The following is a 26,920-nucleotide window of genomic DNA, read 5'->3' as shown; positions in this document are numbered from 1 at the left end:
GTGCAACGAATGTTTAAAAAAAACAGACCGTTTAGAAGTTGTAGTTAAACTGTAAGCCAGCTAACCAAGCGGTTGTTTTTGCGGTACCGGATAACGTTACATCACTACCTAATGCGTCGATGTAGATGGCTTCTTCTATGTCGACTTCTTCGCCAACGATATAGCTAAGGCCAAAATCAATCGACGATTGCTCGTTAAAGGCCCAAGTTGCACCGGTTGAATACCAGATACGGTTTGAGTCTACAATCGAGAAAATACGTTTATCTTCTGGGATAGGGCTTTCATCGTAAGAGATACCTGCACGCAGTGCCAACGCAGTGCTTGCTTGGTAGGTGGTGCCGAGTGAATAGCGCCAAGAGTCGTCCCAGCCGTAAGTTGATGTGTATTCAGGAAGTACTTCACTATCAAGTTTAAAGTTTAATTCCTCAAAACCGCTCCAACCAATGTGCATAATACTGTAGTGCACAGCTAGGTTTTCAGTTACACCATGATAGCCAGAAAATTCTGCAATCGAAGGTAGGCTGATTTCAAGGTAATCAATACCGAATGTATAGCCGTTGCTAGTGAACGTACTGTCAGTTGTATCTTGTACATCTAAATCCATAGCCGATTTGTAGCTAAGGCCAAAGCGATGTTGTGGGCTCAGTTCATAAACGACGCCTAAATCCCAACCGTAGGTCCAACCGCTGCCTTCAAAGTCAATGGTCGTGCCACGCTCAAAGGTACCGCCGCCGTTTAAGGCTTTTACCGAACCACCAAGGCTGATGGCATCGTTAATACGGTAGCCGGCAGTGGCAGCGTAGTTTAGCGACCAAATTTTTGTAGTACCTGCATATAGCCCAGCATTGATAGCAGGAGACAGGTAGTACTGATCATTAAATTCGTCAGAGTATTCAACGCTGGTACCGAAGTCAGAATAGATGCTGGCACCGACCGAGAACTGCTCATTCACCGGGTGAATGTAGTATAGGTAAGGCACAGTTGAAGAGTTGGTGACATCTTCAGCATCGTCTAGTTCTAAAGCACCGTTTAGCTTTACATCCGTGACGTCCGTGCTCGGTACTACGCCGTTAGCACCGACAGAAAGGCTGGCAGAGTCGAACAGCATAATGGCAGCAGGGTTGTTAGCAATAGCGCTGGCGTTATCGGCAATGACAGCATCGCCCGCATTAGCATGACCTAAGCCACTGGCGGAATGGTTGGTAACTTGGAAGCCAGCTGCAAGGCTGATCGGGCTGGTAATGCTCGCTGCGACGATGAGGGCTAAATGATGTTTTTTGAAATTCATGAAAATTCTCTTATCTTCTATTATCAAGCGTTCGTCTTGAATGCGAACTCTTTGAGAGTGTGTCCACCTTTATGCTGAATCTGCACAAGAACAGCATCGGCGATTTACGTGAGCACGATTTTAATCATCGACCTTGGGAGGAGTAATGAGCTAAGTTTCAACTGAATTGTGAATAAAACTCATTTATAACTAGGCTTTGCTCGAAATGATAAGCCGCCTTATGGTTAAATAGCGCTTTTCAAGCTAGGTGCTATTGATTTAAAGCTAGGCGTAGAATATCTGTTGCGGGAGCTAATCAGGCACGTTAAAGAGTGTTAGGAGAGCACATTGGAAGACCGTTCGAATTCGATCATTGTTGATATCCTGATTTCAGCAGAAGATTATTTACAGCATTATCAAGGCAGCGTGAGTCAGGTATCGGCGTTAGCTCGCGATGGCCGTAGAGTTCGCTTTCCTAGTCGTATCTTGCAGCCGTTTGTCAGTAAAGAAGGCATTCATGGCACCTTTGCTATCCAGTTCGACGAACATCATAAATTTGCCGGCATAGAAAAAATCTCCTAACTCGTATTCCTGCGTCTGCTTTTTGCCTGAACCTAGATAACCGATAGGTTTGGTTTTGCAGGCGATTGATTTTTAAGACTATCGGTCTTTAAGGCTATCGATGTTGAAGACTATTGACCTTGATAGTATTCAGGCAAACGAATATCCGTATAATCGCGCAGCACATTGACTTGGGAGCCTGCTATGTATTCGTTTTTTCGTAAGATCATTTTTCTGTTGTCGGCAGAAACCGCGCACGACCTCACCATGGAAGCATTAGCCGTCGCTCAGCGTCTCGGCCTTATTCGTCTACTGCCTAAATTAAGCAAACAAAAGTCTGTGACCATTGCAGGCATAGAATTTCCAAATGCGGTCGGTTTGGCAGCAGGTCTAGATAAAAACGGCGACTGTATCGATGCCTTAGGCGCCTTGGGTTTTGGTTTTATCGAAGTGGGTACCGTAACGCCAGTTGCTCAGCCGGGTAACCCTCAGCCGCGCTGCTTTCGTATACCAGAAAAAGAAGCCATCATTAATCGCATGGGTTTTAACAATAAAGGTGTCGACTATTTGGTTGAGCGGGTTAAGCGCAGCCAATATCAGGGCGTTATTGGCATTAATATCGGCAAAAACAAAGTCACTCCCGAAGACGAAGCCATTAACGACTATCTCTATTGCTTAGATAAAGCCTATCCAGTTGCTGGTTATATTGCAGTGAACCTGTCTTCACCTAATACACCGGGGCTGCGTAACTTACAGTTTGGTGAAAACCTCAAGCAATTGATTGTTGCCTTGAAGCAACGGCAAGCAGAGCTGGATAAAGTGCACGACCATAAGCCTATTTTTATTAAAATCGCGCCCGATCTTACCGAGCAAGAAGTCAGCGAGTTAGCGCAAGTCTTTAATGAGTTACAGGTCGACGGGGTTATTGCCACCAACACCACGGTCGAACGCGCTGAAGTTGAAGGTTACAAGTACAGTAGTGAAGCTGGTGGGCTTTCTGGTGCGCCATTGCGTGAACAGTCCAATGCGGTTATTAAACAGTTCCGTGAACAGCTGAATGCGGATATTCCAATCATCGGTGTTGGCGGTGTTATGTCAGCACACGATGCCGAAGAAAAACTGCGTCATGGCGCCGACTTGGTGCAGATCTACAGTGGCTTTATTTACCAAGGGCCGGGCTTAGTGAAAAAGACAGCCGCGCTGTTGGCAAAGTTAGATAACTAGCTGATAACTGTGAGCATGAGAAGGTAACGTGTGAAATGAATAACTTCGAGCCGAGAATACCAAGCGGTGTTGGCTGGCTCGAAGTCAGCTTGTTATGTCAGTAAGCTCGTGGCTGACGATTCGACGAATGAGTTGCGAACCTTTGTTGAGCGCTGAGCAGTGAATTATTGATCAGTGGTGTATAACCAACTCGTTAAGTCGGTGGACACCACTGACGCCCGTGTAGCCGTCCCAATGGTCGCTGCGGCCTTCACGCCAACCATTGACCCACTGCTGGTGAATTGGCCCGTCATCTTTTGGGCAGTGATCTTTCGATTTCCCCTCAATTCCGGCGTAATAGCCTTTTTGAAATGCTCTTTCCATCTTATCTCTTTTTTGTCGTCGCATAGGTTATCCTCGATTTATGGTGCTTAAGAGCAGGGCGGGTACTACAATGTGGCCCCAAGTAATCGTGAAAGATTAAACACAGTTGTACATAAGGTTAGTCGATCAAGTCGATGAATATATTCATCTATCACCACGCGTTTTAATAATCATTCTAGCTAAGGCTTTGGTTACGGTTGGCATAGCGCGTCATTCGGCGCTTTCAGCGATGTATGTTAAAATGGCGTCATCTTGTATATGACTCATTGTTACAAAAATATTAATTACTAAAGAGAAGTTGTCTAAAAAATGAACTCAACTACCAGCTATCGTTTTTGGGTAACCTGCCCACAGGGCGTCCATGGGCTACTTAAAACCGAAATTCAACAAATAGCGTCCGTTGAGGTAGGGGATTGGCACAAGGGTGTAACCTTTGTTGGCAGTATCGCCGATGCCTATAAGATTTGTTTGTGGAGCCGGTTGTCGAGCCGAGTGTATTTAGCCTTGGCCGAAAGCAACGAAGTGTCGTTTGAGGCGCTGGAGCAACTTGTTGGCTCAATCGCGTGGGATGAACATCTAAGGCCAACAGGCACACTAAAAGTGAAGTTCAGCGGCCATTTGCCCGAAATTCGCGATACACGATTCGGTGGCCAAAAGGTGAAAGACTGGGTTGTCGATCAGATGCGTGATAAACACGGTGCTCGCCCCAGTGTTGATACTGATAAACCAGATGTAACGATTTTTGCACAAGTTGCACGTAAAAAGATGTTTGTTGGTTTGGAATTTACTGGCGAATCCTTGCATAAACGCGGCTATCGTCAAGCCACAGGCCCAGCACCCATTAAAGAAAACCTAGCCTGTGCGCTGCTTTATTCTGCTGGTTGGCTGGCAATGGCACAGCAGCGACAATCCTTTTTCGATTTAATGTGTGGCTCTGGTACGCTGGTGGTTGAGGCTGCGATGATTGCTGCCGACTATGCGCCAGGCTTAGGTCGTATAGAATTCGCCTTTGAGCGTTGGTTACAGCACGATAATAAAGCTTGGCAAGAATTAATCACCGAAGCCCGTCAGCGCCGCGTTAAGGGGATAGAAACCATGCCGGTGGTGATGGGTTACGATGCCGATGGCGGCGTGATTGCCTCAGCGAATGAAACATTAAAAAACTTAGGTTTATCGACCCAAGTGCGCTGTTATCAAAAACCGTTACACGAATGGGAAATGCCGACGCATCGAGTTGTTAAACCTGGCCTTTGGTTGTCTAATCCACCGTATGGTGAGCGTCTAGGCGACAAACCTTTATTGTTAAAAACCTATCGAAAGATGGGTGAGTTAGCGCGCGAAAAACTAGCAGGCTGGCGCGTTGGTGTTTTAACTTCCGACGATGTATTAGCGCGCGAAGTTGGTTTGCGCCCATACGACAAAAAACGTTTCCAAAACGGTCCTATTGAAACCACTCTGTATTTGTATGAAGCGGATGAATCTCGTAACGAGGTTCAGGTCAGTGCACATAATGAGCAGGTGCAAGGTTTTAAAAACCGTGTTGAGAAAAACCTCAAACAATTAAAAAAATGGCAGCAGCGTGAGCAGGTTGAAGCGTTTCGTGTTTACGATGCAGATTTACCAGACTTCGCCTTTGCGATAGATAAGTATGGCGATTCATTGCATGTTCAAGAATACGCGCCACCGAAATCGATTCCGCCACAAAAAGCAGAGCAACGTTTAATGCTCGCCATCGAAGCGCTCACCGAAATTTTTTCAGTACCGGTTGCCAAGATTGCAGTTAAACGCCGAGAGCGGCAAAAGGGTCAAAATCAATACGAAAAGGCAAGCTCAACTCGCGGTCAGTTTTTTCAGGTGCAAGAGCAGGGCGTGAAGCTATCGGTTAATCTATTTGATTATCTTGATACCGGTCTGTTTTTAGATCATCGCAACAGCCGAATTTGGGTGCAGCAGCACAGCGCCGGAAAACGAGTACTGAATTTATTTTGCTATACCGCGGCATTTACCTCACATGCTTTTGTTGGCAAGGCCAGTAAAACAGTCAGTGTCGATTTATCAAAAACCTATTTAAAATGGGGGCGTGATAACTTAGAGCTTAACGGCGGCAAAGAAGGGCCAAACCATCAGTTTATTCATGCCGACTGTATGAAGTGGTTAGCTGAATGCAAAGAGACATTCGATATCATCGTGTTAGACCCGCCTACCTTTAGTAACTCGGCACGTATGACTGATACCTTGGATGTTCAGCGTGATCATGAGTTTTTGGTTGAAAGTGCCATGAAGTGTTTAACCGCTGATGGGGTTTTGATTTTCTCCAATAACTACAAAAAGTTTTATATGGATGACGCGCTGTACGAAAAATTCGATGTTAAAGACATTACCGCGCGTTCAGTACCAAATGACTTTAAACGAAAAAAACCACACCGCTGTTTTGAAATTCGCCATAAGTTTTAAGCCTTATTTTTGGCAGCAAATAACGTTAAAGCGAGCGTCATTCGATACAATTCGAGTGGCGCTAAAATAACGCTTTAGCGTTTTTCGATAATCTAAATGCCGGTTGGCCACTAGCCAAAGTTGTCCTTGCGCTGTTAACACCTTAGCGGCATCCGCAATTAATTTTTCGGCAATACGTTCAGTAACGGTCGCTTGCTGGTGGAACGGCGGGTTGCACAGTACTAAATCAAAATCCTGTTCTGGAATTTTATTCGCACCATTGCTGTGATGAAAATGACAATTTTCTAAGTTGGTCAAGTTCATTTTTGCGCTATTAATGGCTTGCAAGCTATCGTCTGCCAAGTGCAGTTGCACATCTGTTTGATCAGTTAAAAACGATTGTGCTAATACACCGTTGCCACAGGCTAAATCTAAGACCTTTTTAGCGCTCGGTAATTGATCAAAATATTCAATAAAGGCTCGAGCACCAGGATCGAGTGTTTTTTCTGCAAAGCAGCCGGGCAAAGTATAAATCGGTTTTTGATTTAACGGGTTGTGATAGCTTTTTATGGTTGGCTTTTGTGTGTTTTTATTTGGATTTGTTAAGCAAATAACTCTGGCTTTTTTTTCGGCTCGTCCTGGGTTTACTGTTTGAAAGTGCTCATTCATTACCCTAATGTGAGCGCTGTTGATGTGCTTCACCATACCCAAGGCAAAAACTTCTGCGCCTTCGTTAAGGCTTGGCTTTATCTGTTCTAGTTGCCATGCAAAGTAACTGGCCGATTTAGGAATGTGTATGACCACGCTTTGGTAGTGCGAGCTCAATGAATCTGCAAAGGGCGCATTCACTAGAGCAGGCAAGGGCAGGTTGTTGCGGTCTGCATTTTCGTGCAGAGCTTCCATTGCGCTGGCCGAATCGTTCCACCAGTCTAGGTTTTCCAATTCGGAATTGGCCGTTTGTAACGCTAGCGCAAGGGCGCCAAAGGCATCGTTTACCAATAAAACGGGGTTTCGCAGCAACTGTTGTTGACCTAATAGGAATTCGTCCGCAGCGTTCCATGCCTGTAATTGAGTGTCGGCTGGTACTCGCGACAGTCGTAAATTTTTTAACATGACGGATTCTCTGTGCTGTATCGAAAAGTTCACTATTTTACCGTTATAAGCTTGGAGTTTTCATTAGCTAATTTATTTATATGGCATAGCTAAAGTCGTAAACCAGAATAGGGATGAAAGCTGCTAGATTTTAGTGTTTACTGGCTAGGTATGTATCTACTGCATTGTTAAGTTAAACCTAAAAGGTAAATAAATATGTTTAGAGTCGCTTTAATATTGTTGGTTGTTATTTGTATGGCGCAAAGTACTTTTGCTGAGTCATTAGGTGATTACGAGCTAATGATGAACGCCATAAATGATAACAATTTAGGAGCGGTTGAATTATTAATTGCCGACGATATAGATTTAAACCTAAGAGTTGATAGTCGAGCATCGCCAACTTTCGTCACTTTTTCAGCCTATTTAGGTAGAACAGAAATATTGGCAGCTTTATTAGACGCTGGCGCTAATATTGAGTTTCGTAATGGTGACGCTCGCACGCCGTTGTTGCAGGCTATTACCGCTGGCAAGACTGAAACGGTTTCCTTTTTGCTCTCCAGAGGAGCTGATATAAACGCTGTCGATTGGTTTGGCGAGACAGCCTATTCATTAGCTGAAAAGCATCCTGATATTATGACGCTATTAGCCGCAAAGCGAGCCGAATAGGCTGATTAACGAACCCTTTATATTATGAGTCAGTTCGACGTTCTAAAACCACGCCCGCTTCAATATGATCGGTATAAGGGAATTGATCGAACAGGGCAAATGCGGTGATGTCGTATTCATCTTTTAATGTCGTTAAATTATCAATTAACGTATTCGGGTTGCACGAAACATAAAGGATACGATCGAAGCGTTGAATTAATTTTATTGTGTCTTCATCTAGGCCAGCACGCGGTGGGTCGACGAGTACCGTATTGAAGTTATAGTCGCCGATGGAAAATTCATTGAAACGACGACTCGGTTCGTTGTGTAGCCATGCCTTGGAGAGGTCTTCGCTGGCCATGCGCGCAATTTTTAAATTTTGAATGTTGTTTAGTTCAATATTTTCGTTGGCGCTTTTAACTGAAGTACGAGAAATTTCAGTGCCCAGCGCTTTATTAAAGTTCTCTGCTAATGGAATCGAAAAATTACCATTGCCACAGTAAAGTTCCATTAGATCGCCTTCGGTGCAGTTAGCGGTCTGTTTCACTGCCCAGCTGACCATCTTTTCGCAAACATCGGCGTTAGGCTGGGTAAAGCTGTTTTCGTACTGTCTAAATTGATAAGCCTTGCCTGCAATGTTCAGTGTTTCATTGACATAGTCTCTTTCTAGGACAAGTTTTTGCTTACGTGCTCGGCCAATGACAGGAATGCCCCAGGTTGCTTGCCAATGCTCGGCGCGCTGCTGCCAAGCTTCATCAAGCTTACGATGATAGATCAGCGTGATCAGTGCATCACCAGCTTTGGTTGTCAAAAACTCAACCTGGAATAGCTTAAAGCGCAGTTCTGGGTCTTGGTGAATCGCTTCACGAACGAGCCCCATTAGCGTTGTAATCTGTTCCGAGGCAATGGGGAAGTCATCAATAAAGACGGGGGTTTTCGGATCTTCTTTTTTGAACATGGCAAAGTGAGACTGATCGTCTTGGTGCCAAATTCTAAACTCCGCTCGCATACGATAATGGCTTTTGGGTGAGTCGAATACTTCTAACTCAGGTGTTTGCCAACCTTCAAACAGCTGCGTCAGTGTTGCTGTTTTGGTCGCGAGTTGCTGTGAATAGTTGTCTGGATCGTATGGGAAAGGCATGCGTGAGCTCAATATAAAACGGAGCGCCGATTGTAGGCATATAGCGCGTAATTTCTACTTTATACCGTTATCTATTTTGGCTTTTTCGCCACAGGCTATCTGATGCCGATAAAGAAGTCAGACAACGTAAGAGGAGTGCCATTTTGGTCTGCGATGAAATTGCTGATGGTGATCACTCAAGCAACGACGAACTGTTTTAGGCAGATAATTAAGTCAGCAGCTTAGGCGCAGAAGTTACGAGAGGCAGGTTTCGAGTATTAAGTAGCGAGATTAGAACGAAGGGTTTTCTATAGAAAACTGAGTAAGCTGAGGTTGTTGTTGCTCAATGCTGCCATACCAGCCGACTTGATCCCAATCACCCAGTACCATTCGAAGCTGTTGTGGCTTGTAATTATGGACATGGATGTCTGCCATGTGTGTGTGGCCATGAATGATAAGATCGCATTGGCTTTGCTTAAAGGTGTGGCTGATAGCGCTGTTGGTTACATCGATGAAGGTTGGGTTTTGTTGATATTTTTGTTTTGATTTAGCACGCAGCTTGGCAGCTAGATTTTTTCGATAAGCTTTAGGGCTTCGTCTTAATAAAAACAAAACAACAGGGTGACGGATGATTTTTCGAAAGCGTTGGTAGCTTTTATCATCGGTACAAAATAGATCGCCATGGCTGAGGTAGACCTTTAATCCGTCGATTGTTGCTAGCGTTCCGTCTTCTAACCAGCTCATTGAGCAGAGCTTGCAGTAATGTTCGCCAAGCGCAAAGTCTCGGTTGCCGGCCATATAGAAAATTTGTACAGATTTTTGTTTGGCTAATTGAGAAAGGGCATTGGCTACCTGTTCTGATAGTTCAGAATTAATATCGTCGCCGAGCCAATACTCAAAGAAATCACCCAGAATAAAAAGTGCTTCGGTGCTGGCGGGAACCCATTCAATAAAATCGAAAAAAGCCCGAACACAGTCCGGGCGATTTTCGGTCAGATGAATGTCCGAGATGAAGAGGGCATTCGTAAAGTTAAGCGACATTAATCGACGATAACCGCTTTTTCGATCACAACATCTTCAGCAGGGACGTCTTGGTGTCCTGCAGCAAAGGTTGTTTTTACCGCTTTGATTTTGTCGACCACTTCTTTGCCTTCGATGACTTCACCGAAAACTGCGTAGCCCCAACCGTCAGCGGTTTCAGATTTAAAATCTAAAAAGCTGTTGTCTGCGACGTTAATAAAGAACTGAGCCGTTGCTGAGTGAGGGTCCATGGTGCGAGCCATGGCTAGAGTGTACTCGGTATTTTTAAGGCCGTTGTTAGCTTCGTTATCAATAGGGTCGCGAGTGGTGCGTTGCTTCATGCCCGGCTCAAAACCACCGCCTTGAATCATAAAGCCGTTGATAACACGGTGAAAAATAAGGCCGTCATAAAAGCCGTCTTTCACATACTGTTCAAAGTTGGCAGCCGTTTTTGGTGCTTTTTCGGTATTTAGAGCGATCTTAATATCACCCATTGAAGTCGTCATTAAAACGTTCATGGTTTGTCCTTTATGCTAATTGGTTAGGCCTAAATGCAATTGTTTTGCAGAAATTAAAGTGTTTTCCATCAGTGTTGCGACTGTCATGGGTCCAACACCACCGGGTACTGGAGTGATCCATGCTGCTTTTTCTTTAGCGGCATCAAAGTCGACATCGCCAACAATATGGTTATCTTGGTCGCGGTTAATGCCGACATCAATCACGATCGCGCCATCAGCAATCCACTCGCCTTGAATAAGTCCAGGCTTACCGGCAGCGGCGACAACAATATCGGCTTGGCGAATATGCTGTTCTAAATTCTTGGTGAAGCGATGGGTCGTGGTAACCGTGCAGCCGGATAACAGTAGTTCTAATGCCATCGGTCTGCCAACATGATTCGATGCACCGACGACCACGGCATTTTTACCTTTTAAATCTTCGCCCGTGCTACGTAATAGCGTCATAATGCCTTTTGGCGTGCAGCTTTCTAATAATGGGCGACGCTGTGCTAGGCGGCCAATGTTGTAAGGATGAAAGCCATCAACATCTTTGTCTGCTTTAATGCGCTCGACAATGGTGTCGGCATTAATGTGTTCTGGAAGCGGCATCTGCACTAGGATGCCATCAATCGAAGCGTCACCATTTAAGCTATCGATTAATTCAATAAGCTCAGCTTCAGTGGTGTTTTCGGTCAGGTCGTAATTCTTTGATTTAAAGCCGACTTCTTCACAGGCTTTAATTTTACTGGCGACATAGCGTTGAGAAGCAAAGTCACTGCCGACTATGATTACAGCAAGACCGGGCGCTCGGTGGCCTTGGCTAGTCAGCTTGGAAACTTCGCTACGAATCTGTTCTTTGAGTTGGGAGGCTATTTTCTTACCGTCGATAATTTGTGCCGACATCGATTGTCCATACAGTAGAAGTGATTGAATGGCGCTATGTTCTCATGTGACCGAGCTTTCAGCAATAATAGGGCGCGCTTAATTGGTCGCATCTGAATGATGTATCTATTGCTATCGTCTTGTTTTTTAACATTTTTTTTAAAAAAAGGTTTGACTGCTCGCAAGGCTATCATTAATATGCGCGCCACGTTGACGGACACGGTCACTCGGAGCATAGCGCAGTTTGGTAGCGCATCTGGTTTGGGACCAGAGGGTCGGGGGTTCGAATCCCTCTGCTCCGACCAATTCCTAATCGAATTAGAGTCGTTTAGGTGACTGGTTTTAAGTAACTGGCAGTGTAAGTAGGACGGGCAAGAAGCGCTCGTAGCTCAACCGGATAGAGCACTCGCCTTCTAAGCGAGTGGTTGCAGGTTCGAGTCCTGCCGGGCGTGCCAGCTTCAACGTTATATTTATGGTGGGCGTAGCTCAGTTGGTAGAGCCCCGGATTGTGATTCCGGTGGTCGTGGGTTCGATCCCCATCGTCCACCCCATATTTTTAAAAGAGCCGTTGTCATAAACGGCTTTTTTTTTGCTTCGAATATGTCGGGAAGCAAGATATATCCTATTTTAGGGCTTGATTATGGGATGTTCCGTCCTTAGAGTATCACCCCCAAAATTTTTCATTCATGTATTTTAAGAAATAAGTTTAAAGAGGAAGCCTCATGCAAGTTTCTGTCGAGACAACTACGGGTCTTGAGCGTCGCATGACTGTTGGTGTGCCAGCAGGCGAAGTCGACAATGCTGTTAGTCAAAAATTAAAAGAAACCGCTCGTCGTGTACGGATTGATGGCTTTCGCCCTGGCAAAGTGCCAGTGGCTGTTGTTAAGCAGCGCTTTGGTGACAGTGTTCGTGCAGAAGTATTAGAAGATATCGTGCGTAACTACTATGCCAAAGCGATCACAGAACAGAAGGTTGTGCCAGCTGGCATGCCTAAGATCGAATTCAGCAAAGATAAGGCTGGTGAAGACGTTGAGTTTATCGCAACGTTTGAAGTCTTCCCTGAAATTGCGCTGGCTTCATTCGACGGTTACGAGTTTGAAAAGTCGACTACTGAAGTTACCGATGCAGACATCGACACTATGCTAGAAAGCTTGCAAAAGCAGCGTGCTAACTATGTTGCTGTTGAGCGTCCTGCAGTGAATGGCGATCGTGTGAAGATTGATTTTGTCGGCAAAATTGATGGCGAAGCTTTCGAAGGCGGTAGCGCAGAAGGGCAGTCAGTTACTTTGGGCTCAGGTCAAATGATTCCTGGTTTTGAATCTGGCATCGAAGGTTTATCTGCTGGCGAAACAAAAGCGGTAGACGTAACCTTCCCTGAAGACTATGGTAATGAAGAGCTTGCAGGTAAGGCTGCTGTCTTCGATATTACCGTTCATGAAGTTGCTGAAGCAGAAATGCCTGAAATGGACGAAGCCTTCTTTGCCGAATTCGGTGCTGAAGGTAAAGATCTAGAAAGCTTTAAAGCTGAAGTTCGCAAGAATATGGAGCGTGAAGCTCGCTCTGCTTTGGAAGCGGCATTGAAGAATGCAGTTATCGAAAAGCTTGTTGAGACTAATGAGTTCGATATTCCTGCTGCCTTGGTTGCTGATGAGATTCCTCGTCTTAAGCAACAGGCTATGCAGCAATTCGGTCAGCAGGCTCAGTTCGATGTGAACACGCTACCTGACGAATTATTTAAAGATCAGGCTGAGCGTCGAGTTAAAGTTGGTCTGATTATGAACGAAGTCATCAACAAGGCTGAGATTAAAGCAGATGATGCTGCCGTTGATGCGTATATCAACGATCAGGCTTCTGTCTATCAAGATCCTCAGCAAGTTGTCGATTATTATAAGAGTAATCCAGAGATGCTTAATCAGGTTCGCGCCGCGGTTGTTGAAAACGCAGCGATTGACCATATCTTAGAAGCATCGAAAGTAGTTGATACAGTTGTCAGCTATGAAGAAGCCATTAAGTCTAAAAACGCAGCTCAAGGTTAAACACTAACGCCTTGTAGTGGTGTTTAATTCAAGGACTACCATCTAAGTTGGCTCTTCACATGAAGGCCAACTTTTTTTTGCCCTAACAAGTCAAGGAGCAGTTATATGTCATCAGATCGCCGTTCAGAATTATCCAGCGAAATCTATAATGCAGGCGGCTTAGTGCCGATGGTGGTTGAGCAGACCTCTCGTGGAGAGCGCTCGTTCGATATATATTCGCGCTTACTCAAAGAAAACGTCATTTTCTTGGTAGGTCAGGTCGAAGACTATATGGCGAATCTAGTGGTAGCTCAGTTGCTTTATCTAGAAAGTGAAAACCCAGAAAAAGACATTCATCTGTATATCAATTCTCCTGGCGGTTCTGTAACAGCAGGTATGGCTATTTACGATACCATGCAGTTTATTAAGCCAGATGTGAGTACTATGTGTATTGGTCAGGCTGCTAGTATGGGGGCTTTGCTACTTACCGGTGGCGCTAAGGGTAAGCGTTATTGTTTGCCGAATTCTCGTATGATGATTCACCAGCCATTAGGTGGTTATCAAGGGCAGGCAACTGATATTGAGATTCACGCGCGTGAAATCTTAGATATGAAAAAGAAATTAAACGAAATTATGGCGTATCACACAGGTCGTCCGATCGAAGAGGTCGAAAAAGACACCGATCGCGATAATTTCTTAACGGCTAACGAAGCTGTTGAATACGGTTTGGTTGATCAGGTAATAGACCGCCGTTTATAGCCGACTTTTGAACTGAAAGTCCGCTAGAATAGTAATATTGATGAAAATCGTGTTTTATGCAGAAAAAGTTTCTAGAAAACTTGCATTTATAGCAAGCTAGTTACATCTTTATTAAATAGTTTTGTACTTGGAGTCTTAAATGGCCGATGATAAAAACAGAAAGGGCGATGATGGGAAGCTATTGTATTGCTCTTTCTGCGGCAAAAGTCAGCATGAAGTTAGAAAGCTGATCGCAGGGCCTTCCGTATTTATATGTGATGAGTGTGTTGACCTCTGTAATGACATTATACGTGAAGAGCTTCAAGAGCAGGCCCCGCAAAGCGAAAACGATAAGCTGCCTGCACCATCAGAAATTCGCGAGACATTAGATGAGTATGTTATTGGTCAAGAGCGCGCCAAAATTGTCTTGTCGGTCGCTGTTTATAATCACTATAAGCGTTTGCAATATGGTGAAGCCAATCAGGATGTCGAGCTTAGTAAATCGAATATCTTATTAATCGGCCCGACTGGTAGTGGTAAAACGCTGTTAGCCGAGACGATGGCGCGATTGCTTAATGTGCCATTTACAATGGCCGATGCTACAACGCTAACAGAAGCCGGTTACGTTGGTGAAGACGTAGAAAATATCATTCAGAAGCTATTGCAAAAATGTGATTACGATGTCGAAAAAGCTCAGCGCGGCATTGTTTACATTGATGAGATCGATAAGATTTCACGCAAGTCTGATAACCCTTCGATTACCCGTGATGTTTCTGGTGAAGGCGTTCAGCAGGCGCTGTTGAAGCTCATTGAAGGTACGGTTGCGTCGGTTCCTCCTCAAGGCGGACGAAAGCATCCACAACAAGAATTTTTACAGGTTGATACCTCAAATATCCTGTTTGTCTGTGGCGGTGCTTTTGCTGGTTTAGAAAAGGTTATTGAAAATCGAACTGCCAAAGGTGGAATTGGTTTCAGTGCCGAAGTTAAACAAAAAGACGAACGTAAAGCAGGGGCTGTTATTGCAGATGTCGAACCTGAAGACTTAGTTAAATATGGTTTGATTCCTGAATTTATTGGTCGTTTACCAGTGGTTGCTACATTGCGAGAGTTAGATGAAGACGCCTTGGTGACTATTTTAACAGCACCAAAGAACTCCTTGGTTAAGCAGTATCAAAAACTGTTTGAAATGGAAGGTGTTGAACTCGATATTCGTGAAGGCGCTTTGCGTGCTATTGCTAATAAGGCGATGGAGCGCAATACCGGTGCCCGAGGCTTGCGTTCTATTTTAGAAGGTATTTTGCTCGACACGATGTATCAAATTCCATCCGAAGAAAACATCACAAAAGTTGTGATTGAAGAGTCAGTCGTTAAAGGCGAGGCAGAGCCTATACTGATTTACGAAAATTCTGAACCTCAAAAAACTGCCGGCGGACAAGCCGAATAATAGGCGGGCAGTACGCCCGCTTTTTCCTCTAAGATATTGATATCTATGAATTTGTCGCCATTGTGAGTGTATGAATTAAGTGTTGAGGTAATTATGGCGAACACAGATGCTACAGAAGAATTATTAATGGATTTACCGCTATTACCACTGCGCGATGTGGTTGTTTATCCTTACATGGTTATTCCATTATTCGTGGGTCGTAAAAAATCGATCGCAGCGTTACAAGACGCTATGGATAACGATAAAAAAATCCTATTGGTTGCACAAAAAAACGCCAAGGACGATGACCCTGAACAGAGTGATTTATACAGCGTCGGAACTCTAGCTAGCGTTTTACAACTATTACGCCTACCAGATGGAACCGTTAAGGTTCTGGTCGAAGGCGTTAGCCGTGTCGCAATTAATGATGTGCGCGATGGCGAAGAATTTTTAATGGGGCAGGCTGAAGTATTAACCGCTGATCCATTAAACGAACGAGAGCAAGAATCACTTGTTCGCTTGCTGATGTCTCAATTCGATAAATATGTGCAATTGAGTAAGAAGGTTCCATCAGAAGTCTCGACCTCGCTGTCTAATATTGAAGAATCAGGCAAGCTTGCGGATACCATTGCTTCTCATTTGTCGCTTAAGGTTGATGAGAAACAGAAGGTTCTTGAAGTTGCCAGTGAACGTGATCGCATCGAACATCTGTTAGCGCTTCTTGAGGCGGAAATCGATTTACTTGAAGTAGAAAAACGCATTCGTAGTCGCGTTAAAAAACAGATGGAAAAATCTCAGCGTGAGTATTATTTGAATGAGCAAATGAAAGCCATTCAAAAAGAACTCGGCGATATTGATGAAAATAATATTTCAGAAATAGAAGAGATTGAGAAAAAAATTAAAGACTCAGGCATGCCAAAAGAGGCGAGCGAAAAAGCCTTGGCTGAGTTGAATAAATTAAAAATGATGTCGCCAACTTCAGCTGAAGCGTCGGTTGTTCGGAATTATTTAGATTGGATTTTGGGTGTGCCTTGGGCGAAACGTTCCCGAGTGCGTCATGATCTAGCCGGGGCCAAAGAGATCTTAGAGAAAGACCATTATGGTCTCGATGAAGTTAAAGAGCGCATCCTAGAGTATTTGGCAGTACAAAAGCGGGTCAAAAAAGTTAAAGGACCGGTACTCTGTTTGGTTGGCCCTCCTGGTGTAGGTAAAACTTCATTAGGGCAATCTATTGCCAAGGCTACCAATCGTAAGTTTGTACGCATGGCGCTTGGTGGTGTGCGTGACGAGTCAGAAATTCGTGGCCATCGCCGTACCTATATTGGTTCAATGCCTGGCAAGATTGTTCAAAAACTCAGTAAGACGGGTGTTAAAAACCCATTATTCTTACTTGATGAGATTGACAAGATGGGCATGGATCATCGAGGCGATCCAGCATCTGCATTACTTGAAGTATTGGACCCAGAACAGAATCATACCTTTAATGATCATTACTTAGAGGTAGATTGCGATCTATCTGATATCATGTTTGTTTGTACTTCAAACAGTATGAATATTCCTGGTCCGTTGTTGGATCGTATGGAAGTGATTCGAATTCCTGGCTATACCGAAGATGAAAAACTAAATATTGCTCAAAAATATTTAGTGCCTAAGCAAATTGAATCCAACGGCATAAAGAAAGACGAATTGAGTTTGCAGGAAGATGCAATTTTGACATTGATTCGTCAATATACGCGAGAAGCAGGTGTTCGTAGTCTTGAACGAGAAATCGCTAAAATATGCCGTAAAGTTGTAATGAATAATGTACTTAACGATTCTAAAGAAGTCACAACCATCAGTGCTGACAACTTAGAAGAGTACTCTGGTGTTTATAAGTTTAAGTACGGTATTGCCGATGAAGATAACCAGATCGGTATGGTTACAGGTCTTGCTTGGACTTCGGTTGGCGGTGAATTACTCAACTTAGAAGCCAGTTGTGTCGAAGGTAAGGGCGCTATCTTAAGAACCGGCTCGTTGGGCGATGTCATGAAGGAATCGATCCAAGCGGCAATGACGGTTGTTCGAAGTCGAGCGCAAGGATTGGGTATTTTGCCTAATTTTCATGAAAATAAAGATATCCATATTCATGTTCCAGAAGGCGCGACACCTAAAGATGGTCCTTCGGCAGGTATCGGAATGTGTACTGCTTTAGTTTCGGTGTTGGCTCGAATACCTGTTCGTGCCGATGTTGCAATGACCGGAGAGATTACGCTTCGAGGTCAGGTGCTACCGATTGGTGGCTTGAAAGAAAAGTTACTGGCAGCTCACCGTGGTGGTATCAAAACGGTGATCATTCCAGACGAAAATGTCAGAGATTTAAAAGAAATTCCTGATAATATTAAGGAAGCGTTAGAGATTCGACCCGTTGCTTGGATTGATGAAGTTTTAGACATCGCATTAGAGTCTAAACCTAAGGGATTGACCGATGAAGAGGTTGAAACTGAAATATCTAAGCAAAAATCGAAAAACAGCACGGAAAGTAGCATCAGTACTCATTAAGCGGCTTGACAGTAGTTTTTTGAGGCTGGTATAAACTACCGCTGGTATAAGAAAGCACAATTATTAATAGTTAATAAGGTTCACAAAGCATTGGATTGCAACATTTAAGAACGCATCCATTGTCTTATATATACAACATAGTAAAGGGGAATAGTGTGAATAAATCTGAATTGATTGATGCTGTAGCTGCAGCTGCTGATATTTCAAAAGCTGCTGCAGGTCGTGCATTGGATGCAATGGTTGATTCTGTAACAGAAGCGTTAAAAGAGGGTGATCAAGTAGTTCTTGTTGGTTTTGGCACATTCTCCGTAAAAGACCGTGCTGCACGTACGGGCCGTAACCCTCAGACCGGTGCTCCAATTGAGATCGCTGCAGCTAAAGTACCTAGCTTCAAAGCAGGTAAAGCGTTAAAAGACGCTGTAAATTAAGTTTTTGCGGGCCTCTGGCCCGTGTATTCTACTAAGAATTGTAGCGTGTCATCCGATGCGCTTTTTTTTTATAAAAGGCTTCAAGGCCGTTAGGAATATCAATGCTTCAGGTTTTTCGAAATTCAGCCAAGGGTCATGTTGGTAAAATCATTGTTGGACTCATCGTTGTTACATTTGTTTTGTTCGGTGCCGAGTCTATTGTTTCTATCGCAGGCAATAATTCTCCTGCAACGGTTAACGGCGAAAAAATTTCAGAGATCGATTTTCAGCGATCTTTAGCCAGTCAACAGCAAGCATTAGTGAGTCAGTATGGCGCTGAGTTTGCCGCACAGTTGGCAAATTCTTCGTTACTAAGAAATCAGGTTCTTAGCGAATTAATTAATCAGACACTTGAACAGCAGCTGACTAGCGATTTGAAATTTCAAGTGTCGGACGAGCAGGTGTTAAAAACGCTTGCCGATGTACCCGCTTTCCAAATTGATGGTAAGTTTGATAAAGGCGTTTATGAAAGTCTATTGGCGTCTAACGGCTATACACACGCGAGCTTTTTAGCAGAGCAAAAAGAATTGTTGGCATTAACGCAAATGCAAGCATCGGTTCAAAACAGCGCGTTTAATGTTGAAAAAATAGCAAGCCGTTACGCCAAACTTGGCGCGCAACAGCGTGAAGTTCGTTATAAAGAATTTAGTTCAGTGAACTTTTTGTCTGAAGCGCAAGCAACAGAGCAAGAGATCTTAGATTACTACAATGAAAATCAAGATCAGTTTGTGTCACCTGAGCAGATTAAAGTTTCCTTTGTTTCGCTAACACAAGAGCACTTAGCAAGTCAGGTTGAAGTGACCGATGCGCAGATTGAGCAGGCTTATAATTCCTACGTAGCGGAATTAGAAAGCCGAGTAAGCCGCAGTATTTCACACATTATGTTTACTGAAGGCGATGACCTAATGGCTCAGGCTCAGGCTGCTATTGAGCGCCTAAACAACGGTGAGCAGTTCGCAGATTTAGCGGCAGAGCTTTCTGATGATCCAGGTAGTTCTGATATCGGTGGTGAGCTAGGTGAACTTTTTGAAGGTGTTTACGCCGACGAACTTTATAATGCAGCCATTAGCTTAGCTGCACCAGGTGATTACAGTGCACCGGTAGCCACTGATGATGGTGTTCATATTATTCGTTTGGATTCATTAGAAAGCCCAACGATTGAACCTCTATCAGAATTACGAGAGCAGCTGGTTGCACAGATTAAGATCGATACAGCAGCACAAGAGTTGTATGTTGTTCAAGAAGAATTAGCCGATGTTGCTTTTACATCGAGTGATATTGCTGAAGTCGCCGAAACTTTTGGTGTTGATGTACAAACCAGTGATTGGATTCAGCGTGATACAACTCAAGGTATTTTTGCAAATGACGATTTAAAAAGCGCTGCGTTTTCTGATGCGGTTGTCTTTAGCGATGAGTTAAGCGACGTTGTTCGTTTGGAAAATAACGATTTAGTTGTTTTACAAAAAACCGATTACCAAGAAGAGATGTTGCGTGAGCTTGAAGAAGTCTCTGAGCAGATTGCCTCCATTGTTCAGCTGGAAAAATCCCGCGAGCTAATGCAACAGGCTATTGACTCAGCAGTCGCCACCGCAACCGTTGATGATAGTTGGCAGCCAGCTGTTAGTGTGACTCGTGTTGATGCAGAAGCTTTGCCTTCAGAAGTATTAGTGACCGCGTTTGAACTGGCTAAGCCAAGTGAAGGTCAGCCAAGTATTTCAGCATCGGCAGTGCAGGGTGATACCGCCTATGTTGTTGCAGTGACTGCAGTTAATGAGATCGAGCCTTCTGCTGAGCAGTTAGAGGCCTCACAAAATTTAAGTAGTCAATTGGCCAGTATTGATCAATTGCAACTGATGTTTAATTTAGCGCGTGAGCAAGCGAAAATTAAAATTCGTTAATCTCATGCTACGCAGTCATGGTTCTTGACTGCTAAAATAAGGCTGCGTTATGCAGCCTTTTTTGTGTAAGGAAAGAAAATGAACCAAGCGGAAAAATTAGCCGATTTACTGCAAGAAAATGCTATTGGTGTAACGGAGTTTAGTTTTTGCTTAGGCATTGATGAGGCCGTCGCTGAAGAGCTTGTGGCAGGTTCAAAGAAGTTAACAGCAAGCCTATCACGACAAATAGAACAGACCTTTTCAAAACCTAAGTTTTGGTTAGATGATCAGACTGAAACTGATAATCAGGAAGCGCAGTATGACTTATTCGGATGATCTCACTCAGCATTATCAAGGTGCTCATACGGCGCTTAACAAAATATCCTTGGTCGTCTTTGATGTCGATGGTGTTTTAACCAATGGGCAGCTTGTTTATGGCAGTAATGGTGAGGTCGTAAAGCTGTTTAATGTTAAAGATGGTGTTGGCATTAAGTTATTGCAGGACCAGTCTATAGCGGTAGCGGTTGTTACAGCGAAAGACAGCGCTATGGTCGATCAGCGCATGTCTGATTTAGGTGTCGAATATTACTTTAAAGGCGTTAAAGACAAGGTTGCCATTGTGCAGCAATTATTAGATCGACTTGAACTTTCTTTAGAGCAAGTTTGTTACGTCGGTGATGACATGGTTGATCTTAGCGTTATGACTCAGGTGGGTGTTTCTATCTGCCCCAGCGACGCATATGCATTGGTTTGCGAGCAGGCGAGTATCGTATTGCCATTAGGTGGTGGCCAAGGGGTGGCTCGGCTGGTGTGCGATATAGTGTTAAATGCGAAAGGGGTTTTAGCTGAAGCTTATAAATTGGCTGCAACACCGTTATTTGAACGCAATCGATCTTGATGCTATTCAGGGGTTGCAGCCGGTCGAGGCTGTTTCTCCAGCAACTGTTTATCCAGTAGCGTAGCTAGTGTTAGTTATCGAGTTATTCTGTAACGATATCGTCGAACGATTTCACAACTTCATCAACCGCCTTCAATTGCTCTAGGAACGGCTTAAGCTTATCCAGTGGTAATGCTGAAGGTCCGTCACATTTTGCAGAATTAGGGTCTGGGTGAGCTTCAAGAAATAGGCCTGCAATTTTTTGTGCAATACCGGCGCGAGCAAGGTCGGTAACCTGAGCACGGCGACCATCAGCAGAATCTAAACGACCACCTGGCTTTTGTAGTGCGTGAGTAACATCGAAAATAACTGGGAAACCAGTCTGTTTCATTATTCCAAAACCTAGCATGTCGACAACGAGATTGTTGTAACCAAACGAAGTACCGCGTTCGCATAAAATCAGTTTGTCGTTTCCAGCTTCTTGGAACTTGTTCAAGATGTGAGCCATTTCATGCGGAGCTAAGAACTGAGCCTTCTTAATATTGATGACTGCACCGGTTTCTGCCATGGCTTTTACCAGATCAGTTTGGCGAGATAAAAAAGCAGGCAGCTGAATAACATCTGCAACTTCAGCAGCAGGAGCCGCTTGGAAAGGTTCGTGAATATCGGTAATGACCGGCACGCCAAAAGTTTCTTTAATTTCTTGTAACAGCTTTAAACCTTCTTCTAAGCCTGGGCCGCGGAAACTTGAAATGGAACTGCGGTTGGCTTTATCAAAGCTTGCTTTAAAAATATAAGGAATATTAAGTTCGCTGGTTACCTTAACGTAAGTCTCAGCGGCTTTTAGGGCTAAGTCACGACTTTCCAGTACATTGATACCGCCAAATAGGGTAAAGGGTTTGTCGTTGCCGCATTCAATATTCGCGACTGAAACCACACGTTGTTGCATTCTAAGTTCCTCTTAATATGAGTTTCAGGTATTGTAACTTTGTTTTCCTTTAAACTAAATTTCAAATGCTCTCCAATACCGTAAAAAGCAATATTCAAACGGCTTACTCTGAATATCTAAAAAACCGTGACCTAAAGCCTCGCTCTGGTCAAAAGCATATGCTAGCTCAAATTGCTCGAACCTTAGGCAATATAGCGTTGGATGATGAAGGCGTACGCCAAGCCAATAGTACCGGTATTGCTGTTGTAGAAGCGGGTACCGGAACCGGTAAGACGGTTGGCTATGCGTTAAGTGCTATCAGCTTAGCAATGGCGATGGAGAAAAAACTGGTTATCTCAACGGCCACCATTGCTTTGCAAGAACAGGTTGTTAACAAAGATTTACCAGATATTGCTAAAAATACGGAGCTGAATTTTAAAGCAGTTCTAGCCAAAGGGCGCAGTCGTTACCTGTGTACGCAAAAGCTTGAGCAACTAATTCAGTTTTATAGCGGTACCGTGGTGGCCATGTCGTTGTTTGAAGAAACCATGGAGGCCGATGAGGCGAGTTTAGCTCAATACAATGAGTTAATGACGCAATTTGGCAGTGGCGCTTGGTCTGGAGATCGAGATCACTGGCCAGATAAAATCGACGATAATCTCTGGTTCAGCTTAACCTCTTCGCATCGGGAGTGCCTCAATCGGCGTTGCCCGCATTATCAAAATTGTCCATTTTTTGAAGCGCGTGGTGAGCTTGAAAACGCACAGGTGATTATTGCTAATCATGACTTGGTTATGGCGGATCTCTCTCTTGGTGGCGGTGCAATCTTACCAGCACCAGAAGACACCATTTATGTTTTTGATGAAGGCCATCATCTTCCCGAAAAAGCGCTGTCGCATTTTGCTCAGCAATTAACCGTTAAATACACGCTCAATCAGATTGATGCCATTCGTAAACAGATTCCGAAAGTTCGTCTTGAATTAGCATACGGTGATACGGCAGAGCGATTATTAGCCACCATTGTGGATGGCTTAAATGACGCGCATCAGCAGTTATCATTGACTTGGTCTGCGATGCAACCTTGGTTTAATCGGTTAAGCTCAGAAGAGCGCACCTTGACCTTTTTACAATCAGAGCAGCGACAGCCGTTGGATGATTTACTTAATCCGCTGGTGTATCCGTTCACCAGTTTGTATGCATCGATGAATGCCCTAGATGAACATACTCGCAAGCAACTTTCAGCCTCTGATGATCCTCAAGAAAAAGAACGCTTACAAAATGCGCTGCCGGTTATTGGCCGATGGCTAAGCCGAATTGAACCAGCTAAAGGGTTGGTCGACAGTTGGCTTGAGCCTGATGCAGAGAATGCGCCACCAGTGGCTCGCTGGTTAGACAGAATTGATAACGCAGATAACCAAGATTTAATACTTAACACCAGCCCAGTTTCGGCAAGCTCAGTATTAAAAAACTTTCTATGGAATCGCTGTTGCGGTGCGGTAGTGACATCAGCAACGCTGACGGTTGCTGGCAAGTTTGATCGCATTATGACTCAGTGTGGCATTCCGGAGCAGGCCGATGTCTTAAAAGTTGAGAGCCCATTTGATTACCCAAATTTAGTTACCGCGACTATTCCTGCATTGGCTGTAGAGGGTAGTCAGCGAGATGCTCATAGTGAGTCGATTGTTGCTCTTATTCATCAGCACCTGCCAATGGAAACAGGCAACTTGGTATTGTTTTCATCGCGAGCGCAGATGCAAGAGGTCTATGAAGGCTTAAATGACGACTGGAAAGCATTAGTCACCTCGCAAGATGATCTGCCAAAAACAGCGTTAATCGAGCATCATAAAGAGCGGCTGAATGAGGGTGGGGGTTCTACGCTATTTGGTTTGGCAAGCTTAGCCGAAGGTGTTGATTTACCGGGCAACTATTTGAAGCATTTGGTTATTGCGAAAATTCCTTTTGGTGTCCCAGATGACCCCATCACCTCAACATTGGCGCAGTGGTTGGAAAGTAAAGGCATGAATCCGTTTCAAGTGATTACCTTACCCGCGGCGACCATTCGGTTAGTGCAAGCCTGCGGGCGACTGATTCGGCAAGAGCAGGACAGTGGCGTTATTTGGTTTATGGATCGACGTATTGTTTCCAAACGCTATGGGAAAACTATTATTAACTCGTTACCCAACTATCATTGGAAAATCGAATAACGCATTGGCAAGTCGAATAACACCTTTGAAAGTCGAATAACACCTTTGAAAGTCGAATAACGGTTTATCAATAGCTTAGCTTTGTCCTGAGGTTTGTGCTCTGAACATATGTTTGATCAGTTGCTGCTTTTGAGCTTCGGTTAGGTTTTCAAATTCAAATAGATATTCTAACCGTGATTCATCTATTGGCTTAGCTTGGCTGACTTTAGCAAACGAAAAATGAGTGAAGTAGCTAGGTGTGAAAATGATGGCGATGGCGACTCGTTGGCCAATATTGAAACCTTTCGGTTTAATGAGTCGACAATTAGCTTCGCTCATATTGATTGATTGAGGCGGTGAATTTTTTTGTTGCGCAGTTTTTATATCGATAAGCGAAGTGATGATGTTGAGTTTTTTATGCAGCAAAGAAACCGATTTTTTTAATGTTATATCTTTAATACGATCGGTTAGGGCGGTTAACTCATCGTCGATGTTTGAGGTTTCAGACATTAATGCCAGTGCGTGTAATTCGGGAAAGCAATTAGCGGCATCTGACGATTCTGCATCAGCAGGCTTTAGGTCAACAATCGCTGTCATGTCGACATGAAAGGCGTCATTCTGATGAGGGTCGTTATTATTATTCATGAGTGCTCCGATGTCATAGTTGTGTAAAATGGGCACGACAGCCATACAGTATCAATATAGTGCTCTAAACAGTATATTATCTCACCATAGAATAGTCTCTCATCATAGAGTTTAATGGAATATCCAAACTATGTACCGCAGCCTGCCTTTTTATATAGGTTTAAGATATTTACGCGCCAAGCGACGTAACCACTTTATTTCTTTCATTTCTGCACTATCGATGGCCGGTCTTACGCTCGGCGTCATGGTGCTTATTATAGTACTTTCTGTCATGAATGGCTTTGATCAAGAAATGCGCAATCGTATTCTTGGTATGGTGCCTCATGCCACCATTTCACTGCCTGGTGAGATGACCAAGCAGCAAGAAATTATTGATAAAGCTTTGCAGCATCCGTTAGTCGAGGGTGCGTCAGAATATATTGAAACCCAAGGCATGGTCATTGCCAACAATGTTAATCGCGGCGCCTTATTCAGTGGTATCAACACGGAAACCATTGCCAGTGTTTCTATATTGCCTGAACACATAGTGGAAGGCTCATTAGAAGATCTCGCTAATCAGCCGTTTGGTGCCATCTTAGGAACCACAATGGCGCATATATTGGGTGTCGATGTTGGCGATAAGGTGACATTAATTGTGCCTGAATTGTCAGTAAACATTGCCAGCATACAACCTCGTTTTAAGCGCTTTACTGTTGTAGGCCTATTTGAAGTCGGTGCAGAAATGGACGCAGGTTTAGTCGTCACTAACATCGATGATTTAGGCAAACTGATGCTTTATGGCGGTGCCGTTGACGGTGTGCAGTTAAAAACATCAGATTTATTTAAGGCGCGACAGACCGCATTTGATGTAGGTCGTGAACTAACCGATGTTTACTACGTCAGCGATTGGACTCGTACACAGGGTAACCTGTTTAAAGCCATTCAAATGGAGAAAAAGCTCGTCGGGCTATTACTCTTTATGATTATCGCAGTGGCTGGCTTTAATACAGTATCTAGTTTGGTCATGCTGGTGACGGATAAACAAGCCGAAATTGCCGTGTTGCGCACTTTGGGCGCAACGCGACGACAAATATTAGCGGTCTTTATGGTGCAGGGTACGGCGATTGGTTTGGTCGGTATCATTATTGGTGTGATTCTAGGTGTTATTGGTGCGCTTTCGGTTGCCGATATTATTGCTTGGATAGAATCGGTGTTTCACATTCAATTTTTAGATGCCAATGTTTATTTTATTAGTTACATCCCGTCGCAATTAAAATGGTCCGATGTCTATCTAATTGCTGCTGCAAGTTTCTGTATATCGGTGTGTTCAACGATTTATCCTGCGTGGAAGGCTTCTCGAATTTCACCGGCGGAGGCCCTTCGTTATGAGTCTTAAATCCGTATTAAAATGCCAATCGGTTTCACGCCAATTTAAGATGGGCAGTGAGTATATTCAGGTGCTTAATGAAATTGATTTTTCAATTTCTCAAGGTGAAATGGTTAGCATTGTCGGCACCAGCGGTTCAGGTAAAACAACACTGTTAAATCTATTGGCAGGTTTGGATGATCCGAGTGAAGGCAGCGTCTACATGGATGAGCAGGCGATCAATAAACTGGGCGATGTTGCTCGTGCAAAATTACGCAATCAGTTTATGGGCTTTGTGTTTCAGTTCCATCACCTATTACCTGAATTTTCTGCAATCGATAACGTATTGATCCCGCATAGAATTCGAAACCAGGTAACGAAAGAGGCTCGCCTCTATGCTCAGCAGTTATTGCAACAGGTCGGTTTGCAAGATCGTATGGATCATCGCCCAGCGGAGTTGTCTGGTGGTGAGCGTCAACGTGTTGCGATAGCCAGAGCCTTAGTTAATAAACCTGGTATTGTTATGATGGATGAGCCAACCGGCAACTTGGATGAACAGACTTCTGAACAGATTCAATCGATGATTGAATCGCTTAACCAACAGACGGGCACTTCTTTTGTTGTCGTAACTCACAACCAAGAATGGTCTAATCAATTCCCAACTCAATATCGTTTAACTAAAGGCCAATTAACTCAAGTTCGATAACAGAAACATCTATTTATTGCGGGCGAATGAGCTTCATCTAAATCATAGTTATATAATTAATAAATCGCTGTACG

General features: G+C 44.0%; 24 protein-coding genes and 3 tRNA genes. 18 read left to right on the top strand and 9 right to left on the bottom strand.

Going from position 1 to position 26,920, the window contains the following annotated elements; genetic code table 11:
- Positions 1–31: 31 nt before the first annotated feature.
- Positions 32–1,288, bottom strand: a complete 1,257-nt coding sequence (locus tag FME95_RS03035) for an OmpP1/FadL family transporter (RefSeq protein WP_147712957.1) — start codon at positions 1,286–1,288, stop codon at positions 32–34.
- 327 nt (positions 1,289–1,615) lie between these two features.
- On the opposite strand from FME95_RS03035, the gene FME95_RS03030 reads away from it, so the two are divergent.
- Both FME95_RS03030 and FME95_RS03025 read left to right on the top strand, forming a co-directional pair.
- On the top strand, positions 1,616–1,849 hold the full coding sequence (locus tag FME95_RS03030) for a DUF2835 domain-containing protein (RefSeq protein ID WP_147712956.1): 234 nt from the start codon (positions 1,616–1,618) through the stop codon (positions 1,847–1,849).
- Between the two features lie 183 nt (positions 1,850–2,032).
- A complete protein-coding gene (locus FME95_RS03025) occupies positions 2,033–3,052 on the top strand; it encodes a quinone-dependent dihydroorotate dehydrogenase (RefSeq protein ID WP_147712955.1) in 1,020 nt (339 codons plus the stop codon).
- Positions 3,053–3,223: 171 nt separating this feature from the next.
- On the opposite strand, the gene rmf is transcribed toward FME95_RS03025, so the two are convergent.
- On the bottom strand, positions 3,224–3,439 hold the full coding sequence (rmf, locus tag FME95_RS03020; RefSeq protein WP_147712954.1) for a ribosome modulation factor: 216 nt from the start codon (positions 3,437–3,439) through the stop codon (positions 3,224–3,226).
- A 285-nt stretch (positions 3,440–3,724) separates the two neighbouring features.
- Between rmf and rlmKL the strand changes: the two genes are divergently transcribed.
- Positions 3,725–5,869, top strand: a complete 2,145-nt coding sequence (gene rlmKL, locus FME95_RS03015) for a bifunctional 23S rRNA (guanine(2069)-N(7))-methyltransferase RlmK/23S rRNA (guanine(2445)-N(2))-methyltransferase RlmL (protein ID WP_147712953.1) — start codon at positions 3,725–3,727, stop codon at positions 5,867–5,869.
- A gap of 3 nt (positions 5,870–5,872) precedes the next feature.
- Here the strand turns inward: rlmKL and FME95_RS03010 are convergent, their stop codons facing one another.
- Positions 5,873–6,961 (bottom strand): class I SAM-dependent methyltransferase, encoded by a 1,089-nt coding sequence (locus tag FME95_RS03010; RefSeq protein WP_147712952.1) that lies wholly within the window; start codon positions 6,959–6,961, stop codon positions 5,873–5,875.
- Between the two features lie 195 nt (positions 6,962–7,156).
- Here FME95_RS03010 and FME95_RS03005 point away from each other — a divergent pair, with 195 nt between their 5' ends.
- Positions 7,157–7,606, top strand: a complete 450-nt coding sequence (locus tag FME95_RS03005; protein WP_147712951.1) for an ankyrin repeat domain-containing protein — start codon at positions 7,157–7,159, stop codon at positions 7,604–7,606.
- A 22-nt stretch (positions 7,607–7,628) separates the two neighbouring features.
- Here FME95_RS03005 and trmA read toward each other — a convergent pair whose 3' ends face one another.
- The 4 genes from trmA to folD form a co-directional block, all read right to left on the bottom strand.
- On the bottom strand, positions 7,629–8,726 hold the full coding sequence (gene trmA / locus FME95_RS03000; RefSeq protein WP_147712950.1) for a tRNA (uridine(54)-C5)-methyltransferase TrmA: 1,098 nt from the start codon (positions 8,724–8,726) through the stop codon (positions 7,629–7,631).
- Positions 8,727–8,996: 270 nt separating this feature from the next.
- Positions 8,997–9,746 carry a UDP-2,3-diacylglucosamine diphosphatase gene (locus tag FME95_RS02995; protein ID WP_147712949.1) on the bottom strand — a complete coding sequence of 250 codons (750 nt, stop codon included), beginning with the start codon at positions 9,744–9,746 and terminating at the stop codon, positions 8,997–8,999.
- Positions 9,746–10,243, bottom strand: coding sequence for a peptidylprolyl isomerase (locus tag FME95_RS02990; RefSeq protein WP_147712948.1), 498 nt, complete (start codon positions 10,241–10,243; stop codon positions 9,746–9,748). Before FME95_RS02990 ends, FME95_RS02995 begins: the two co-directional genes overlap by 1 nt.
- 15 nt (positions 10,244–10,258) lie before the next feature.
- Positions 10,259–11,125 carry a bifunctional methylenetetrahydrofolate dehydrogenase/methenyltetrahydrofolate cyclohydrolase FolD gene (gene folD, locus FME95_RS02985; protein WP_147712947.1) on the bottom strand — a complete coding sequence of 289 codons (867 nt, stop codon included), beginning with the start codon at positions 11,123–11,125 and terminating at the stop codon, positions 10,259–10,261.
- A gap of 207 nt (positions 11,126–11,332) precedes the next feature.
- Here folD and FME95_RS02980 point away from each other — a divergent pair.
- The 11 genes from FME95_RS02980 to FME95_RS02930 all read left to right on the top strand — a co-directional run bounded on the left by FME95_RS02980 (position 11,333) and on the right by FME95_RS02930 (position 21,060).
- Positions 11,333–11,409, top strand: a tRNA-Pro gene (locus tag FME95_RS02980).
- Positions 11,410–11,482: 73 nt separating this feature from the next.
- Positions 11,483–11,559, top strand: a tRNA-Arg gene (locus FME95_RS02975).
- A 20-nt stretch (positions 11,560–11,579) separates the two neighbouring features.
- Positions 11,580–11,655: transfer RNA gene (locus FME95_RS02970), tRNA-His, on the top strand.
- Between the two features lie 171 nt (positions 11,656–11,826).
- Complete coding sequence (gene tig, locus FME95_RS02965; RefSeq protein ID WP_147712946.1) at positions 11,827–13,140, top strand: trigger factor; 1,314 nt, start codon at positions 11,827–11,829, stop codon at positions 13,138–13,140.
- 105 nt (positions 13,141–13,245) lie between these two features.
- Entirely contained in the window at positions 13,246–13,878 is a 633-nt protein-coding gene (gene clpP / locus FME95_RS02960) for an ATP-dependent Clp endopeptidase proteolytic subunit ClpP (RefSeq protein WP_147712945.1), read from the top strand.
- Between the two features lie 139 nt (positions 13,879–14,017).
- A complete protein-coding gene (clpX, locus tag FME95_RS02955; protein WP_147712944.1) occupies positions 14,018–15,301 on the top strand; it encodes an ATP-dependent Clp protease ATP-binding subunit ClpX in 1,284 nt (427 codons plus the stop codon).
- A 93-nt stretch (positions 15,302–15,394) separates the two neighbouring features.
- Positions 15,395–17,818: an endopeptidase La gene (lon, locus tag FME95_RS02950; protein WP_147712943.1), complete on the top strand. Its 2,424-nt coding sequence runs from the start codon at positions 15,395–15,397 to the stop codon at positions 17,816–17,818.
- Positions 17,819–17,946: 128 nt separating this feature from the next.
- On the top strand, positions 17,947–18,246 hold the full coding sequence (hupB, locus tag FME95_RS02945) for a nucleoid-associated protein HU-beta (RefSeq protein ID WP_222709947.1): 300 nt from the start codon (positions 17,947–17,949) through the stop codon (positions 18,244–18,246).
- 101 nt (positions 18,247–18,347) lie between these two features.
- Positions 18,348–20,183: a SurA N-terminal domain-containing protein gene (locus tag FME95_RS02940; RefSeq protein WP_147712941.1), complete on the top strand. Its 1,836-nt coding sequence runs from the start codon at positions 18,348–18,350 to the stop codon at positions 20,181–20,183.
- A 78-nt stretch (positions 20,184–20,261) separates the two neighbouring features.
- The gene (locus FME95_RS02935) at positions 20,262–20,498 is read left to right on the top strand and encodes a hypothetical protein (protein WP_147712940.1); all 237 of its coding nucleotides are present in this window, start codon (positions 20,262–20,264) and stop codon (positions 20,496–20,498) included.
- Positions 20,482–21,060: a KdsC family phosphatase gene (locus FME95_RS02930; RefSeq protein WP_147712939.1), complete on the top strand. Its 579-nt coding sequence runs from the start codon at positions 20,482–20,484 to the stop codon at positions 21,058–21,060. Before FME95_RS02935 ends, FME95_RS02930 begins: the two co-directional genes overlap by 17 nt.
- An 82-nt stretch (positions 21,061–21,142) precedes the next feature.
- On the opposite strand, the gene kdsA is transcribed toward FME95_RS02930, so the two are convergent.
- Positions 21,143–21,988, bottom strand: a complete 846-nt coding sequence (gene kdsA / locus FME95_RS02925) for a 3-deoxy-8-phosphooctulonate synthase (protein WP_147712938.1) — start codon at positions 21,986–21,988, stop codon at positions 21,143–21,145.
- A gap of 65 nt (positions 21,989–22,053) precedes the next feature.
- On the opposite strand from kdsA, the gene dinG reads away from it, so the two are divergent.
- Positions 22,054–24,171 (top strand): ATP-dependent DNA helicase DinG, encoded by a 2,118-nt coding sequence (dinG, locus tag FME95_RS02920; RefSeq protein ID WP_147712937.1) that lies wholly within the window; start codon positions 22,054–22,056, stop codon positions 24,169–24,171.
- A 75-nt stretch (positions 24,172–24,246) separates the two neighbouring features.
- On the opposite strand, the gene FME95_RS02915 is transcribed toward dinG, so the two are convergent.
- Complete coding sequence (locus FME95_RS02915; protein WP_147712936.1) at positions 24,247–24,795, bottom strand: hypothetical protein; 549 nt, start codon at positions 24,793–24,795, stop codon at positions 24,247–24,249.
- 130 nt (positions 24,796–24,925) lie between these two features.
- Between FME95_RS02915 and FME95_RS02910 the strand changes: the two genes are divergently transcribed.
- Together FME95_RS02910 and FME95_RS02905 are read left to right on the top strand one after the other, a co-directional pair.
- Positions 24,926–26,170, top strand: coding sequence for a lipoprotein-releasing ABC transporter permease subunit (locus FME95_RS02910; protein ID WP_147712935.1), 1,245 nt, complete (start codon positions 24,926–24,928; stop codon positions 26,168–26,170).
- Positions 26,160–26,846 (top strand): ABC transporter ATP-binding protein, encoded by a 687-nt coding sequence (locus FME95_RS02905; protein WP_147712934.1) that lies wholly within the window; start codon positions 26,160–26,162, stop codon positions 26,844–26,846. The genes FME95_RS02910 and FME95_RS02905 overlap by 11 nt, the downstream gene beginning before the upstream one ends.
- Positions 26,847–26,920 lie beyond the last annotated feature (74 nt).

It is taken from the genome of Reinekea thalattae, from assembly GCF_008041945.1.
Taxonomy (GTDB): Bacteria; Pseudomonadota; Gammaproteobacteria; order Pseudomonadales; family Natronospirillaceae; genus Reinekea; species Reinekea thalattae.
This window is presented reverse-complemented; position numbering and strand designations above follow the sequence as displayed.

What these genes read in the sequence shown, in the direction of transcription:
- FME95_RS03035 (WP_147712957.1), bottom strand. Translation starts at nt 1,288, where the DNA reads ATGAATTTCAAAAAACATCATTTAGCCCTCATCGTCGCAGCGAGCATT.
- FME95_RS03025 (WP_147712955.1), top strand. Translation starts at nt 2,033, where the DNA reads ATGTATTCGTTTTTTCGTAAGATCATTTTTCTGTTGTCGGCAGAAACC.
- rmf (WP_147712954.1), bottom strand. Translation starts at nt 3,439, where the DNA reads ATGCGACGACAAAAAAGAGATAAGATGGAAAGAGCATTTCAAAAAGGC.
- rlmKL (WP_147712953.1), top strand. Translation starts at nt 3,725, where the DNA reads ATGAACTCAACTACCAGCTATCGTTTTTGGGTAACCTGCCCACAGGGC.
- FME95_RS03010 (WP_147712952.1), bottom strand. Translation starts at nt 6,961, where the DNA reads ATGTTAAAAAATTTACGACTGTCGCGAGTACCAGCCGACACTCAATTA.
- FME95_RS03005 (WP_147712951.1), top strand. Translation starts at nt 7,157, where the DNA reads ATGTTTAGAGTCGCTTTAATATTGTTGGTTGTTATTTGTATGGCGCAA.
- trmA (WP_147712950.1), bottom strand. Translation starts at nt 8,726, where the DNA reads ATGCCTTTCCCATACGATCCAGACAACTATTCACAGCAACTCGCGACC.
- FME95_RS02995 (WP_147712949.1), bottom strand. Translation starts at nt 9,746, where the DNA reads ATGTCGCTTAACTTTACGAATGCCCTCTTCATCTCGGACATTCATCTG.
- FME95_RS02990 (WP_147712948.1), bottom strand. Translation starts at nt 10,243, where the DNA reads ATGAACGTTTTAATGACGACTTCAATGGGTGATATTAAGATCGCTCTA.
- folD (WP_147712947.1), bottom strand. Translation starts at nt 11,125, where the DNA reads ATGTCGGCACAAATTATCGACGGTAAGAAAATAGCCTCCCAACTCAAA.
- tig (WP_147712946.1), top strand. Translation starts at nt 11,827, where the DNA reads ATGCAAGTTTCTGTCGAGACAACTACGGGTCTTGAGCGTCGCATGACT.
- clpP (WP_147712945.1), top strand. Translation starts at nt 13,246, where the DNA reads ATGTCATCAGATCGCCGTTCAGAATTATCCAGCGAAATCTATAATGCA.
- clpX (WP_147712944.1), top strand. Translation starts at nt 14,018, where the DNA reads ATGGCCGATGATAAAAACAGAAAGGGCGATGATGGGAAGCTATTGTAT.
- lon (WP_147712943.1), top strand. Translation starts at nt 15,395, where the DNA reads ATGGCGAACACAGATGCTACAGAAGAATTATTAATGGATTTACCGCTA.
- FME95_RS02940 (WP_147712941.1), top strand. Translation starts at nt 18,348, where the DNA reads ATGCTTCAGGTTTTTCGAAATTCAGCCAAGGGTCATGTTGGTAAAATC.
- FME95_RS02935 (WP_147712940.1), top strand. Translation starts at nt 20,262, where the DNA reads ATGAACCAAGCGGAAAAATTAGCCGATTTACTGCAAGAAAATGCTATT.
- FME95_RS02930 (WP_147712939.1), top strand. Translation starts at nt 20,482, where the DNA reads ATGACTTATTCGGATGATCTCACTCAGCATTATCAAGGTGCTCATACG.
- kdsA (WP_147712938.1), bottom strand. Translation starts at nt 21,988, where the DNA reads ATGCAACAACGTGTGGTTTCAGTCGCGAATATTGAATGCGGCAACGAC.
- dinG (WP_147712937.1), top strand. Translation starts at nt 22,054, where the DNA reads ATGCTCTCCAATACCGTAAAAAGCAATATTCAAACGGCTTACTCTGAA.
- FME95_RS02915 (WP_147712936.1), bottom strand. Translation starts at nt 24,795, where the DNA reads ATGAATAATAATAACGACCCTCATCAGAATGACGCCTTTCATGTCGAC.
- FME95_RS02910 (WP_147712935.1), top strand. Translation starts at nt 24,926, where the DNA reads ATGTACCGCAGCCTGCCTTTTTATATAGGTTTAAGATATTTACGCGCC.
- FME95_RS02905 (WP_147712934.1), top strand. Translation starts at nt 26,160, where the DNA reads ATGAGTCTTAAATCCGTATTAAAATGCCAATCGGTTTCACGCCAATTT.